Below are 13,537 nucleotides of genomic sequence, written 5' to 3' on the forward strand. Positions count from 1 at the left end.
GATCTCAGCATCGGTTGGCAGCCGCACTCGCGGCCGGGGCGCTCGCCATGATCGTTTCCGGATCCTTGTCGGCAACCCGTGCCGACGAAGCCGACGCCAAGAAGCTGGTGAAGGCGATGTCCGACTATCTCGCCTCCCAGAAGGCCATCTCCTTCGCCTACGACACCAACCTGGAAGTCGTCACCCCCGAGCATCAAAAGATCCTGCTGGCAAGTTCCGGCAAGGTGGAAATGGGCCGACCGGACAAGCTCCGCGTCACCCGGCACGGCGGTTTCGCCAATGTCGAGATGGTCTTCGACGGCAAGACGGCGACCCTTTTTGGCAAGGATGCCAATCTCTATGCGCAGGCCGAGGTGCCCGGAACCATCGCTCACCTGGTCGACGAGATGCGAGACAAGCTGCATCGGCCTGTTCCCGGTGCCGACCTCCTGTTGCCCGACGTCTATGGCACGTTGATGGACGGCGTGACGGACGTGAAGGATCTCGGCAGCGGCGTCATCGGCGGCACCGAGTGCGACCACCTCGCCTTCCGCGCCAAGGAGGTCGACTGGCAGATTTGGATCGCGCAGGGCGAACATCCCTACCCCTGCAGGTATGTGATCACCGCGACGCAGGTCGATCAGGGGCCGCAATACAGCATCCAGATCAGCGACTGGAAGACGGGCACCGACGTCGTGGCGGCAGACTACACGTTCAAAAACACCACGGACGCCAAGAAGGTCGATGTGTCGAAGCTCAAGGACACCGACGAGCTTCCCGATCACCTCGCAAAAGGAGCAAAGCAATGACCCTGTTCAGACGTGTGAGAGTTCTCCTGATTGCCGCGGCCGTTGGAATTTCCGGGCTTGAGGTCGCCGAGAAACTTTCAATTCCTGTGCCAGACGGCATCGTAACACCGGCCGAAGCCCGGATCGGCCGGCCGCTGACGCCGGTCAGCGTCGCCGGCGTGGCACGGCGCACGGTCCGGCGCTGCGCGGTGGGCGTCTACTACTGTTAGGACGAGGCGATCGAGGGACTGTCGGTTAGCATGTTTTTGATGAGGGCGATCTGTGGGCAGTCAAAGTAGCGTAGCGTCGGCATCGGCTCACAAGAGTTGGCGTCATTGGTTTCTTGTATGTTCAATGATCGTGGCACTACCTGGATGCGGTGGACATCCGAAGGATGTGCTGACACCCGTGGCCGACACGTCTCCGCAGTCGCCGAAGGTCGACATGCTGATCGCGACGACCCGCACCCGGTCGACCGTTCCAGGTGAGATGTTCAACGGAGAACGTGCGCTGGCGCCTGCCTTCGCCGACATGACGATCTCCATTCCGCCCAGCAAGGTTCGCAAGAAAGGACAGGTCGCCTGGCCAAAGAAACTGCCGTCCAATCCGGCGACGGATTTCGCGACCGTGAAGGCCAACGATCTCAACATCGACGAAGCCAAGAAATGGCTGAGCGCGAGCGTCAGAAAGACGCCCGACGGTAGCGTCCTCGTCTTCATTCACGGTTTCAACAACCGGTTCGAGGATGCCGTTTACCGCTTCGCGCAGATCGTCCATGACTCCGGCGCCCATAGCGCCCCCGTCCTGGTGACATGGCCCTCGCGCGGCAGCCTGCTTGCCTACGGCTATGACCGCGAAAGCACCAACTACACCCGCAACGCATTGGAGACACTCTTCCAGTATCTTGCGAAAAACCCCGAGGTGAAGGAGGTCTCGATCCTCGCGCATTCGATGGGCAACTGGCTGGCGCTGGAATCCTTGCGCCAGATGGCCATTCGCAATGGCCGCCTACCGGAGAAGTTCAAGAACGTCATGCTCGCGGCCCCTGACGTTGACGTCGACGTCTTCCGCCAGCAGATCGCGGATATGGGCAAGCAGCACCCGCAGTTCACGCTGTTTGTCTCACGTGATGACAAGGCACTGGCTTTCTCGCGCCGGGTCTGGGGCGACGTCTCCCGGCTTGGTGCGATCGATCCGGAGCAGGCCCCATATAAGAAGGAGCTAAAGGACAACAAGATCATGGTGATCGACCTCACCAAGATCAAATCCGGCGACAGCATGAACCACGGCAAATTCGCGGAGTCGCCCGAGATCGTGCAGCTCATTGGCCAGCGTATCTCCGAGGGGCAGACGTTGACTGACAGTCACGTCGGACTTGGCGACCAGATTTTGGTGGCGACCAGCGGGGCTGCGACGGCCGCTGGGAACGTTGCCGGCCTGGTTCTCGCCGCGCCGGTTGCTGTGGTCGACCAGGACACTCGCGACAACTACGCCACCCATGTCGGAACCCTGGCAGGCTCGAGCAGCGCACGGCCGGCCATGACCAACGACTGCGATCAGACCAGACCGACGCCGAGCTGCAAACGTTGATTTCGCGGACAGAGGCTACTGCAACGGACAGCGAGACGGCGATTCCGTCTCAGGAATAGGGGGAATACCTGCGGGTTTTAGTGTTACGGGCCGCCTAGGCGACACAAGGCAGAGCGTCTTCTCGCCCTCGAAACCAACGGCCAGCGGCATTGTCTGGAGCGTCGGTCCTGCCTTCCTCCTCCCGACAGGGACAGACGAATTCTCGGTACCGGCAAATGGGGAACCGGTCCCACGGCGGTCGTCCTCAAGCAGGAAGGACCCTGGACGCTCGGAATGCTCGGCAACCACATCTGGTCGCTCGCGGCTCAGAGCGATCGGCCCGACGTGAGTTCGACCTTCCTGCAGCCGTTCATCTCCTACACGGCCAAGGAGGCCTGGACGTTCTCGCTGAACACGGAATCCACCTACGATTGGGAAACCAACGACTGGTCCGTTCCGATCAATTTCACGGTGGCGAAGCTGATCACCATCGACAAGCAGCCGATCAGTCTGACGGCCGGCATTCGGTATTGGGCGGACGCCCCGGACAACGGTCCGAATTGTTGGGCTTCCGGGTGGCGTTGACGTTCCTGTTCCCGAAGTGGTTCCTGCTGTTCGGGCGCGCCCATTTGCCCTCGAATCGACAAGACTTTCGGCCGCGCAACCTCCAGCGTGCCGAGCCTGGTCGAGGGGTGGAAGAACCGCTGGCGAGTCGCCGGATGCTGGAGGTCGGCGAGCCCGAGGGCGGCGGTCGAACTGGACTTGCGGCGCAGCACGAGGCGACAGCGTCGGTACGCGCAGGTCTCGCAGCAGAACTCGATGCGCCACCAGTCTTTAAGTCTGGCGAAGAGGTTTTCGACGTTGTGGCGTTGGCGGTAGAGCCGCCGCTCGTCGTATGGCTACAGTATTTCAAACAAGCGGCCCAGCGTCCATTTCACCGCCTGCATTAAACTGCCTCACTATCGTGTGCACTGCACAAATAAGCGCTCTTATGACGGCGGGTACAGCAAGCAATTGCATAAAATGTTTGCATAATGTAGATATGCATAAAAAATACGCATCAGCGGAATTATCCGATTTCTCCTCTTGTTTCATGCTGTTACCCCGTTCCTCTTAGAACTGGCACGCTGATTGCAGGTTCCAAGACGTACCGGTCAACGGCGACCGGCGCAGACAGGCGCGGCATAAGCGCCTGCAAACGACACCGACGTCGCAAGGTTTTTGAGGTCCGGGATCATCCGATCCCGTGAACGCAATTTCCGGCGGCGTTTTTTTGTGTCCAAAATTCAGCCAGCAGAGGGAACCTGCGCATGACAAAGATTTCGACGACTGGGATTTCGACAACCGGCATGACCCGCCGCAGCATGCTCAAGATGACTGCAACGGCTGCCCTGATCGGCGCCGTCAAGGCTGCCTTCCCGTCCGGCGCCTTCGCAGCCGGGGCAGGCCCTGAAGTGAAAGGTCTCAAGCTGGGCTTTATCGCACTTACGGATTCCGCTCCGCTGATCATCGCCAAAGAAAAGGGCTTTTTCGACAAGCATGGCCTTCCGGAAACGGATGTCGCAAAACAGGCATCCTGGGGTGCGACCCGCGACAATCTGGTGTTGGGCGGCGCAGCAAACGGCATCGATGGCGCTCACATCCTTTCGCCGCTCCCGTATCTCATGCATACCGGCAAGGTAACGCAGAACAATAAGCCGGTACCGATGGCGATTCTGGCGCGGCTCAATCTCGACAGCCAGGGCATTTCCGTCGCCAAGGAATATGCCGAAACCGGCGTGCAGCTCGATGCCTCCAAACTGAAGGCCGCGTTCGAGAAAAAGAAGGCGGAAGGCAAGGAAGTCAAGGCCGCCATGACCTTCCCGGGCGGCACCCATGACCTTTGGATCCGTTACTGGCTCGCCGCCGGTGGCATCGATCCGAACAAGGACGTTTCGACCATCGTCGTGCCGCCGCCGCAGATGGTTGCCAACATGAAGGTCGGCAACATGGACGTCTTCTGTGTGGGCGAACCGTGGAATGAGCAGCTCGTCAACCAGGGCATCGGCTTCACCGCAGCCACCACCGGCGAGCTCTGGAAGGGCCATCCCGAAAAGGCGCTCGGGCTCCGTGCCGACTGGATCGAAAAAAATCCCAATGCTGCCAAGGCCCTGCTGATGGCTGTCATGGAGGCTCAGCAGTGGTGTGAGAGCATGGACAACAAGGCGGAGATGGCAGATATCCTCGGCAAGCGCCAATGGTTCAACGTCCCGACGAAGGATGTGCTCGGCCGCCTCAAGGGCGACATCAATTATGGCAACGGCCGTGAGGTCAAGGCCACTGACCTTTATATGAAGTTCTGGAAAGACGGCGCCTCCTACCCCTTCAAGAGCCACGATACCTGGTTCATGACGGAAAACATCCGCTGGGGAAATCTGCCTGCGAATACCGACATCAAGGCGCTGGTCAACCAGGTGAATCGCGAAGACATCTGGCGCGAGGCCGCCAAGGATCTCGGCGTCGCTGCAGCCGACATTCCCGCATCGTCATCCCGCGGCAAGGAGACCTTTTTCGACGGCAAGGTCTTCGATCCTGAAAATCCATTTGCCTATCTCGACAGCCTTTCGATCAAGGCTGCCTCCTGACACCCACCTCCGGCGCGCGACGGCGCGCCGGCCTTTCATTTTCCTGAGGAGCGCGTTGATGTCCGCCCTGGCAAATAAAGAAAATCCCTCCACGACCGCCTCTGCCAAGCCGGCGGCAAAGGTTCTGCCATTTTCCGGCAAGCACGGATCACGGATCGACTTTCGTCGTGCGGGATTGGCCGCACTTCGCAATGTCGTTCCGCCAGCCGTCGTGTTGGCACTCATCCTTCTCGTCTGGCAGGTGCTCTGTTCATCGACGGATGCGTCTTTGCCCTCGCCGCATCAGGTCTGGCAGGATAGCTATGACCTGATCGCCTATCCGTTCTTCAACTACGGCTCCCAGGATATCGGCCTCGGCTGGCGCGTGCTCGTTTCGCTGCAACGCGTGGTTTATGGCTTTGGGCTTGCGGCGGTCGCCGGCGTCATCATCGGCGCGATCATCGGCCAGTCGATCTGGGCGATGCGTGGCCTCGATCCGATCTTCCAGGTGCTGCGTACGGTTCCGCCGCTTGCCTGGTTGCCGCTGTCGCTCGCAGCCTTCCAGGATTCCAACCCTTCGGCAATCTTCGTCATCTTCATCACCTCGATCTGGCCGGTGATTATCAACACCGCCGTCGGTGTACGCAACATCCCGCAGGACTACCGCAACGTCGCCGAGGTGCTGCGCCTCAACCAGTTCGAATTTTTCTTCAAGATCATGCTGCCGTCGGCTGCCCCCTACATCTTCACCGGCCTCAGGATCGGCGTCGGTCTCTCCTGGCTCGCCATCGTCGCGGCCGAAATGCTGACTGGCGGCGTCGGTATCGGCTTCTTCATCTGGGACGCGTGGAACTCGTCGCGGCTTCCAGACATCATCGTCGCGCTCGCCTATATCGGCGTCGTCGGCTTCGCCCTCGACAAGCTGGTGGCCGCGCTCGGCAAACTTATCACCCGCGGCGCCATGGCCAACTGAGGAACGCACTGATGAACGCATATCTGAAGCTCGACCATATCGACAAACATTTCGATCGGGGCGGCGTGCGCGCCGAGGTCCTGAAGGACATCAACCTGACGATTTCGGAGGGCGAATTCGTCTCGATCATCGGCCATTCGGGCTGCGGCAAGTCCACCCTGCTCAACCTCATTGCCGGCCTGACCCCGGTTTCAGCGGGCGCCGTGCTTCTTGAGAACCGCGAGGTCAACGAACCCGGCCCGGAACGCGCCGTCGTCTTCCAGAACCACTCACTCCTGCCGTGGCTGACGGTCTACGAGAACGTGAACCTCGCCGTCTCCAAACTCTTCAACAGAACAAAGACCAAGGCCGAGCGGCATGACTGGGTCATGACCAATCTTGACCTTGTGCAGATGGCGCATGCCAAGGACAAGCGGCCTTCAGAAATCTCCGGGGGTATGAAACAGCGCGTCGGGATTGCCCGCGCGCTTTCAATGGAGCCGAAGATCCTGCTGCTCGACGAGCCGTTCGGCGCACTCGATGCGCTAACCCGCGCCCATCTTCAGGACGCGGTGATGGAAATCCACGCCCGGCTTGGCAACACGATGGTAATGATTACCCATGATGTCGATGAAGCAGTGCTCCTATCCGATCGCATCGTGATGATGACCAATGGCCCGGCGGCCCGCATCGGCGAAGTGCTCGATGTGACCATATTCCGTCCCCGCAATCGCATCGAACTCGCCTCCGACCGGACATACCTCAAATGCCGCGAAGCCGTGCTGAAGTTCCTCTACGAACGCCACCGTTTTATTGAAGCCGCAGAGTAGCCAAACGAATTGGCTGCGCCCGGGCATTCCGAGCGCCGGCCAGCAGGCATTGGGTGATGACCTCCTTCAGCGGCATCGCTTCGTGGCAATCCCGAGCGCCGTCTCCAGCCACCGCATTATCTGGGTTTCGCGAGAATATGCGCGAACGCAGTGGCGAGATGACAAGATCCGGAGAGGCGTTGTGCGTGCGCCCCGTGAAGGAGCACGCACAACATCGACGGATCATTAGCGAAAACCGCCGCTGGCGACCAATCGCTCGCCGGTCAGCCAGCGGGCATCGTCGGAAGCGAGGAAGACAGCGACCCCAGCGATGTCGTCCGGCTGGCCGATGCGGCCGAGCGGAGTCTGGGTCACTGCGCTGCGCTCGAAATCCGAGCCGATGAACCCCGCGGTGTGCGTACCCTCAGTCTCGACGATGCCCGGGAGGATCGCGTTCACCCGGATTTTGCGCGGGCCCAGCTCATTGGCAAGCACGCTGGTGATGCTGTCCAATGCGCCCTTGGTCCCGGTGTAGACGCTGGAAGCTGGCGGAGCCAGGCTGGTCGCCGCCGACGAGATGTTGATGACGCTGCCGCCCTCGCCGAGATGCTTGAGCGCGGCTTGGGTGCTTAGCAGAACCCCCAGAACGTTCACGTCGAACATGCGACGATATTGTTCCTCGGTCACCTGCTCGATCGGCGCGAATTCGTAGACCCCGGAGTTGTTGACCAGCACGTCGAGCTGGCCGAATTCCTTGACCGCAGCGTCCACCAGTCCCTGCGCCTGTTCGGCCTTCGAAACGTCGCCCTGGACCGCGATGGCTTTGCCACCGGCCTCCGTGATCGTCTGGACCACCGCGTCCGCTCCCGCCTTACTCGAAGCGTAGTTCACCACCACCTGCGCACCTTCCGACGCGAGTGCCTTGGCAATCGCAGCACCGATCCCTTTGGAGCCCCCCGTCACGACGGCAACTTTTCCAGCGAGCTTACCCATGGCGCATCCCTTTCAACTCGGAGTGCCGTCGGAATTGGCGGCATTGTTCCATAGTTCGGAAATTCGGAACTGTTGATCTTGGTTTCAAGCCCCCATATACAAAAAATCATGAGACCGCTCTTTCATCCAGCAATAGAGGACGTACGGCCTGAAGCGATCCTGCATGCCCTCTCCGATCCGGAACGCGCGGCGATATTCGCGCAAATTGCGGGCGGCGGCTCCGGCGGGACGTGCGCCGCGCTTGCCAACATGCGCGAGCGCGTAATCCCCAAGTCATCGCTATCAAACCATATCAAAGTGCTGCGCGAGGCCGGCCTTATCCGCTGCGAGCGTCAAGGCGTGGAAATGCACAACCATTCGCGCTGCTCGGAATTGGATGAACGCTTTCCAGGTCTCGCTATGGCCATTCTGAGTGCTTACGGATGGCTTCCCAGAGAAGCGAAGGCGGATTGACAGCTATATGACCCGTTGGGCGAACTGTCCCTCCTGAGTTTGGCGATATCTTTCGAGCGTCATAGCGACCGCTTAGGGCCCGATAGCTGACGACCCCTCGGAAGCTTCGCGCCAACACCGGACATGTGGCCTCCCTTTACGCGCGTCATCTCGCGATTATGTTTGCCAAATTCCGCGAGTGATAGAGAGATCGCCATGCAGATTGTTCTTCGACCCGCCACCATAGCCGACACGCCATATTTGCTCGAATTAGAGGAGGTCTGCATGCGTCAGTACGCAGAAGCGTTGTGGGGTACTTGGCGGCTGTCAGAAGCGGCAAATTTCGATGTCATAGGTCACGAGGTAGTCGAGCAGAATTGCCTTGAAATCGGCTGTGTCGCAACGACCTGGAACAGTGATCACCTCTTTATCGAGAAGCTCTACATCGCACCAAGATTCCAAGGCAAAGGCATTGGAGCATATGTCCTGAAGACGAAAGTTGCTCAGGCAGCTCAACGCGCGATGTCGACGAAGCTGAGCGTCCTAACGACAAACCCTGCTGATCGATTCTATCGGCGCGAAGGTTTTGTACTAGAGTCCGAGACGCCTGAGCGTCGTCTGTTCGTCAAGGCCGTGTGAGAAGCGTAAGTTTCTGTTGCCCGTTTTGGGCCGACAGCAGACGACACCTCTTCTGCTCCGCGCCATGCTGACAGCTTCCCGATTACGGCCATCCTCACGACTTGGTCTGGCTGGCGAGCAAAATAAGCGCGACGAAAAGCGCCATAAGCGGAAATATCAACTTGGCATGTCTCGCGTGGAATGACGGAGGCGCTCTCACGAAATCGGATCGCCTTCCGATCTCGGCCAGCATAACCCAAAAGACCGCGCCAAACGTCAAGGTTGCCGCAATCAGCAATACCATTCTTGTCATAATTGCAACTTAAATGATTGCGTAGATAACGCAAGAACCTCCAGGTGGCCGCATTGGCGCCAGCCTCAATAGTTGCGATTTTAGGGAGCGACCGTGAGAGTGGTTTTCGTAAGTCCATTGCTTTTGAGCGCCGTCAGCTCGGTTGTAGTAGCGGCCCCGCCAAATGACCCCTATTTGGTACGATATGCAGTGGTAGAGCCATCTGGCGTAAAAGAAATGGGGGATCGCGTATGCCAGTCGCGAGGCTGGTGCTCAATCTTTAATGACGAAGTCGCAGGTGTATATATTGAAATCAAGCCACCGGTCGTCCGTGGCTCGAATTTCGAGATGAGAGTATCTTGCGACCATTTCACATGCTCACTCGAAGGCGGTAAAACCATCGCGCAGCTCAATCAGGCCAGCCAGCCTATGAGAATGACGTTCTATAACGGCGGGATTTCCCTTGGGCTGGAGCTTCGTCGGGGGGAAGAGCTGGGAAAGCTGATATTGATGGTCAAGCGGTTTAGAACGTTCGACCGCATTGGGCCGACAGGCGACCACGCCTCGGCCGGAACGCGCCAAGAGCGCTCACGCGAACAGATTGCAACGAAAAGCGGCAACTTCTAAACAAAGCGGGTGGATCAGGGCGGCTCCAGCCGAATGACGTCGCTTGCTCTAGTGCTTGCCCTGTCTCGACGGCGCGCCACTCTGCCTCTGCGCGTCGTTTACGGTAACATACTTCCCTCCTGCGTTGGTTTCGGGCACCATCGATCTAGCACGCGTCCCCGCCTAGATGGGACAGGCTTGAAAACGTCAACTCGATCTTCGAGCGCAGGAAAGACGGCAGGATCGAAGGTGGTGTTGTTATGAAACTGAATTAAGTCGAAGGCCCTCGCAAACCCAATCGTCATAACACAGTTTTGTCTGCGGCGCTGCGATGGCTCGTAAACCAATCCAAAGATCGTAACCGACAAGCTCGGAGATATGGAATGGCCGACGACCAGGAAAAATCTGCCCAAGTCCCTGAAGGGGATGCGGTGGATTCCATACCGCCACAATACGATTGCGGTCGCTTGAAGTTGAGCGGCAGCGGCGACGCACTCTACGAACGTCACCTGCTATTCGACAACGTGCTTGCATCAAGCGAGATAAGCAACCGTGAGCGGTATGAAGCAGTTGCGCGCTCTGTTCGCGACATCCTTTCCCAGCGTTGGGAAAAGACGGAAGACATCTATAGTCGTGAGAACCCGAAACGCATCTACTATCTCTCCATGGAGTTCTTGATTGGCCGCTCCCTCAGCAACAACATTGTTAACCTGGGGCTTGGTGGTCCTGCCGCTCGATTCTTTCGTAGACATCAACTGGACGAGTTGGCCTTACTTATCGAAGAGCCCGACGCCGGGCTTGGCAATGGCGGGCTTGGACGCTTGGCAGCATGCTTCCTCGAGTCCATGGCGACGATGCAATTGCCGGGAATGGGCTATGGCTTGCGCTATGAGTACGGGATTTTCAAACAGTCGATTGTAGATGGCTGGCAACGCGAGCAACCGGACAATTGGTTGCGCAGACCCGATCCTTGGGAAGTTGCCCGACCTCACTTGGCGGTGCCGGTCGAGCTTGGATGTTCGTTCGAAGTGCGCGGGGGGAGCCTGAAAGCCATCCCCGGCGTGCCTTCGCGCTTGCTCGGAATCCCTTATGACCGACCCGTAGTCGGGTATGGCGGAAAAACCATAAACACGTTACGGCTCTGGACCTCCGCGACCCCCGACGTATTTGACTTCCAGGAGTTTAGCGCCGGCGAATTCGTTGGCGCGCTGGCCGAACGGCTGACAGCGGAGACGGTAACACGCGTTCTTTATCCGGACGATTCCACAAGCATGGGGCAGGGTCTTCGCTTCGTGCAGGAATATTTTCTTGTCGCGTGCTCGCTGGCCGACTTGGTTCGACGCTTTCAAAAAAGCAACAGCAGTTGGGACGATCTGCCGGGAAAGGTGGCTATCCAACTCAATGATACCCATCCTAGTCTCGCCGTCGCGGAGCTTATGCGTATCCTCCTGGATACGGCAAAACTTGGCTGGGAGCGTTCATGGGACATCACGAAAAGGACGCTTGCATACACAAACCACACCCTCCTTCCGGAAGCGTTGGAGAAGTGGCCGCTACGCTGGTTTGAGTTGATGCTTCCGCGGCATCTGGAAATCATCCTGGAAATCGATCGCCGCTTACGGGAAGAGGTGCAAACCCGCTGGCCGGGGGACAATGGCCGGATCGAGCGCATAGCCGTTGTCGAGCAGGGCAATCAGTTGGTGCGCATGGCTCACCTCGCAATAGCCGGCTCCCATAGCACCAACGGTGTCGCAGAAATACATTCGAAGCTGCTCCGAAGCGTCACCGTGGGGGATCTCGCGGAGCTCTATCCTGATCGTTTCAACAATAAGACAAACGGCGTCACTCCGCGCCGTTGGCTATTGCTGTCAAATCCGGGTCTTGCCGAATGTATTTCTGAGGCCATCGGCGACCGCTGGATAACGAACGCGGCGGACCTCGAACGTCTGAGGTCACTTGCCGATGATAGCGGGTTCATTGCCGCCGTCCGAACCGCAAAGCGCAAGGCCAAAGTCCGTTTTGCTGATTGGCTCAAGTCGCAAGCGGGCGTTTTGGTTGATCCTGACACGATTTTCGATAGCCAGGTGAAGCGCATCCACGAATACAAGCGACAGCTCTTGAATGGGCTACGGGTCGTCGCTCTGTACCGTCGGCTGCGGCAGAATCCCCATCTCGATATGCCGCCGCGCACCTTTTTCTTCGCTGGAAAGGCGGCTCCGGCCTACCACGTGGCCAAACTGACTATAAAATTTTTGAACAACCTCGCCGCCACGATCGACAGCGATCCGTTGGTACGCGGTCGCCTTCGGCTGTTATTCCTCCCTGACTACTGCGTGTCGCTCGCCGAGCAGCTTATTCCTGCCAGCGACGTTTCCAACCAGATCTCAACAGCGGGATACGAGGCGAGTGGCACGAGCAACATGAAGTTCATGATGAACGGTGCTCTCACGATCGGCACGCGTGACGGCGCAACTATCGAAATGGCCGAAGCCGCAGGCGAAGAAAATTTCTTCCTGTTCGGGCTGACGGCAGACCAGGTCGCAAAGAGCCGCGGCTGGTATAGCCCCGGCTGGCACTATGAGAACGAGCCCGAGATACGCGCTGTCCTTGACCTCATCTTCTCGGGTGAATTTTCGCGGAATGAGCCGATGATCACCGACGCGCTGCGCAACATACTTCTGGTTGGCGGCGATACCTACATGCATTTGGCTGATTTCACCTCGTACATGGGAGCAGATTCCCGCCTTCAATCACTCTATCGAGAACCGGAAGCGTGGAGCCGAAAAACGATCCTGAACATCGCTGCTTCAGGAAACTTCTCAAGCGATCGCACCATCGCCGAATATGCCGGCGACATCTGGGGAGTAAGCCCATGTCCGGTGCCATTGAACTAGTGTCGTGACGTCAAGACAGACCACAAAAGATGCAGGGATTTAGCTAGTTGCTGTCGGCTCGTAGAGCGAGGACACGCGTCATGGCCGCGGCCGATGTTGCAAAAGTCAGGCAAACAAGTGTCGCTTTAATCGGGATTTTTGCGAAGGGAGTAAGTGGCCTTCAGGTTTTCGCCTGTTCATAGGCCATGAATAGATCGGTTACGAGAACGCCGTTGATCCGCATCCCAGTTAAATCGGCGTCTTTGATGTCCGAATCTGCCAACGTGACGCCGCTTATGGATAAGCGCGATAGGTTTGCATTCGTGATGGCGGCTCCAGACAGATTGACGTTATTAAAGCGCGCATCTGCCAGGGTGATATCGTCAAAAACCGCTTCGCTTAAATTGGTGTCGGTGAACCTTGCCTTAGTCAAAACAGCGTAAAACTGTGCGTCTGCGAGGTTTACGCCGTCGAAGTTCGCGCCTGACATATCGGCGCGCTTATAATGCGTTCCCTGCATCTGAGGGCCATCAAATTGATTGTGTTCTTGGGGTTCGGTCATTGTCGTATCCTCCGTTCAATCATGATTGCGACCCAAAGAATGCCAGATTGTGCAATCATTTACGACCGTCGAACCTGAAATAGAAACGAGCCCACGCCAATTCTGGCCGTGCGGTTTGTCGCGCAATTCCTGCAGACTGTGGAAAGTATGTTGGTTCCGCAATTATTGATCCCAGCTAACGATTTTGAGCTCAGGCCATAAAGCGGTCCACCGATTGACCTTCTTCTCGTATATTTCGCGTGCAATCTGTTTTTTGTTCGGGCGAACGACGACGCTAAGTAAGTCGGAAAGTCCATAGGGAGCGCATAGCTCCAAGTTGGCGTGGCCAGGTCGGAGACCAACGGCGGCCGCGGTCGTCGGAAAGGTCGTGATCGCCTCAACTGTTGATGTGTACGGATCGATCGAGTACCCGAACTTGGCCTCGTACCAAGAGTGTACTCTGGCCTGATTCTTCACATCTA

General features: G+C 58.1%; 14 protein-coding genes and 1 pseudogene. 12 read left to right on the forward strand and 3 right to left on the reverse strand.

Annotation, left to right across the window (positions count from 1 at the left end; translation table 11 throughout):
* Window positions 1-47 precede the first annotated feature (47 nt).
* The 8 genes and pseudogenes from K9B32_RS23210 (at window position 48) to K9B32_RS23245 (ending at window position 6,721) form a co-directional block, all read left to right on the forward strand.
* Window positions 48-788, forward strand: a complete 741-nt coding sequence (locus tag K9B32_RS23210; protein ID WP_411969742.1) for a DUF2092 domain-containing protein — start codon at window positions 48-50, stop codon at window positions 786-788.
* Window positions 785-997, forward strand: coding sequence for a hypothetical protein (locus tag K9B32_RS23215; protein ID WP_224566418.1), 213 nt, complete (start codon window positions 785-787; stop codon window positions 995-997). Before K9B32_RS23210 ends, K9B32_RS23215 begins: the two co-directional genes overlap by 4 nt.
* Window positions 998-1,121: 124 nt before the next feature.
* Window positions 1,122-2,357 carry an alpha/beta hydrolase gene (locus K9B32_RS23220; RefSeq protein WP_224566419.1) on the forward strand — a complete coding sequence of 412 codons (1,236 nt, stop codon included), beginning with the start codon at window positions 1,122-1,124 and terminating at the stop codon, window positions 2,355-2,357.
* A 94-nt stretch (window positions 2,358-2,451) separates the two neighbouring features.
* A pseudogene (locus tag K9B32_RS23225) lies at window positions 2,452-2,938 on the forward strand (transporter); the annotation flags it as partial.
* A 117-nt stretch (window positions 2,939-3,055) separates the two neighbouring features.
* A complete protein-coding gene (locus K9B32_RS23230) occupies window positions 3,056-3,286 on the forward strand; it encodes a hypothetical protein (RefSeq protein WP_224566450.1) in 231 nt (76 codons plus the stop codon).
* Window positions 3,287-3,646: 360 nt separating this feature from the next.
* On the forward strand, window positions 3,647-4,960 hold the full coding sequence (locus K9B32_RS23235; RefSeq protein ID WP_224566421.1) for a CmpA/NrtA family ABC transporter substrate-binding protein: 1,314 nt from the start codon (window positions 3,647-3,649) through the stop codon (window positions 4,958-4,960).
* Between the two features lie 58 nt (window positions 4,961-5,018).
* Window positions 5,019-5,912 carry a nitrate ABC transporter permease gene (gene ntrB / locus K9B32_RS23240; RefSeq protein ID WP_224566423.1) on the forward strand — a complete coding sequence of 298 codons (894 nt, stop codon included), beginning with the start codon at window positions 5,019-5,021 and terminating at the stop codon, window positions 5,910-5,912.
* An 11-nt stretch (window positions 5,913-5,923) separates the two neighbouring features.
* Window positions 5,924-6,721: an ABC transporter ATP-binding protein gene (locus K9B32_RS23245; RefSeq protein ID WP_224566425.1), complete on the forward strand. Its 798-nt coding sequence runs from the start codon at window positions 5,924-5,926 to the stop codon at window positions 6,719-6,721.
* 225 nt (window positions 6,722-6,946) lie between these two features.
* Here K9B32_RS23245 and K9B32_RS23250 read toward each other — a convergent pair whose 3' ends face one another.
* Window positions 6,947-7,693: a glucose 1-dehydrogenase gene (locus tag K9B32_RS23250; RefSeq protein ID WP_007797323.1), complete on the reverse strand. Its 747-nt coding sequence runs from the start codon at window positions 7,691-7,693 to the stop codon at window positions 6,947-6,949.
* 108 nt (window positions 7,694-7,801) lie between these two features.
* Between K9B32_RS23250 and K9B32_RS23255 the strand changes: the two genes are divergently transcribed.
* The 4 genes from K9B32_RS23255 (at window position 7,802) to K9B32_RS23270 (ending at window position 12,535) form a co-directional block, all read left to right on the forward strand.
* Entirely contained in the window at window positions 7,802-8,146 is a 345-nt protein-coding gene (locus K9B32_RS23255) for an ArsR/SmtB family transcription factor (RefSeq protein ID WP_224566447.1), read from the forward strand.
* A gap of 195 nt (window positions 8,147-8,341) precedes the next feature.
* On the forward strand, window positions 8,342-8,764 hold the full coding sequence (locus K9B32_RS23260) for a GNAT family N-acetyltransferase (RefSeq protein WP_224566427.1): 423 nt from the start codon (window positions 8,342-8,344) through the stop codon (window positions 8,762-8,764).
* Window positions 8,765-9,245: 481 nt separating this feature from the next.
* Window positions 9,246-9,662: a hypothetical protein gene (locus K9B32_RS23265; protein ID WP_224566429.1), complete on the forward strand. Its 417-nt coding sequence runs from the start codon at window positions 9,246-9,248 to the stop codon at window positions 9,660-9,662.
* 362 nt (window positions 9,663-10,024) lie between these two features.
* A complete protein-coding gene (locus tag K9B32_RS23270) occupies window positions 10,025-12,535 on the forward strand; it encodes a glycogen/starch/alpha-glucan phosphorylase (RefSeq protein ID WP_224566431.1) in 2,511 nt (836 codons plus the stop codon).
* A gap of 160 nt (window positions 12,536-12,695) precedes the next feature.
* On the opposite strand, the gene K9B32_RS23275 is transcribed toward K9B32_RS23270, so the two are convergent.
* Window positions 12,696-13,076, reverse strand: coding sequence for a pentapeptide repeat-containing protein (locus K9B32_RS23275; protein ID WP_224566433.1), 381 nt, complete (start codon window positions 13,074-13,076; stop codon window positions 12,696-12,698).
* Window positions 13,077-13,238: 162 nt separating this feature from the next.
* Window positions 13,239-13,537: nucleotidyltransferase family protein (locus K9B32_RS23280; protein WP_224566435.1), on the reverse strand; the 299-nt coding region annotated here is incomplete at its 5' end.

It is taken from the genome of Rhizobium sp. 3T7, assembly GCF_020166565.1.
Classification (GTDB): Bacteria; Pseudomonadota; Alphaproteobacteria; order Rhizobiales; family Rhizobiaceae; genus Rhizobium.

Coding starts and splice junctions, on each gene's coding strand:
- K9B32_RS23210 (WP_411969742.1), top strand. CDS start 48: ATGATCGTTTCCGGATCCTTGTCGGCAACCCGTGCCGACGAAGCCGAC.
- K9B32_RS23215 (WP_224566418.1), top strand. CDS start 785: ATGACCCTGTTCAGACGTGTGAGAGTTCTCCTGATTGCCGCGGCCGTT.
- K9B32_RS23220 (WP_224566419.1), top strand. CDS start 1,122: ATGATCGTGGCACTACCTGGATGCGGTGGACATCCGAAGGATGTGCTG.
- K9B32_RS23230 (WP_224566450.1), top strand. CDS start 3,056: ATGCTGGAGGTCGGCGAGCCCGAGGGCGGCGGTCGAACTGGACTTGCG.
- K9B32_RS23235 (WP_224566421.1), top strand. CDS start 3,647: ATGACAAAGATTTCGACGACTGGGATTTCGACAACCGGCATGACCCGC.
- ntrB (WP_224566423.1), top strand. CDS start 5,019: ATGTCCGCCCTGGCAAATAAAGAAAATCCCTCCACGACCGCCTCTGCC.
- K9B32_RS23245 (WP_224566425.1), top strand. CDS start 5,924: ATGAACGCATATCTGAAGCTCGACCATATCGACAAACATTTCGATCGG.
- K9B32_RS23250 (WP_007797323.1), bottom strand. CDS start 7,693: ATGGGTAAGCTCGCTGGAAAAGTTGCCGTCGTGACGGGGGGCTCCAAA.
- K9B32_RS23255 (WP_224566447.1), top strand. CDS start 7,802: ATGAGACCGCTCTTTCATCCAGCAATAGAGGACGTACGGCCTGAAGCG.
- K9B32_RS23260 (WP_224566427.1), top strand. CDS start 8,342: ATGCAGATTGTTCTTCGACCCGCCACCATAGCCGACACGCCATATTTG.
- K9B32_RS23270 (WP_224566431.1), top strand. CDS start 10,025: ATGGCCGACGACCAGGAAAAATCTGCCCAAGTCCCTGAAGGGGATGCG.
- K9B32_RS23275 (WP_224566433.1), bottom strand. CDS start 13,076: ATGACCGAACCCCAAGAACACAATCAATTTGATGGCCCTCAGATGCAG.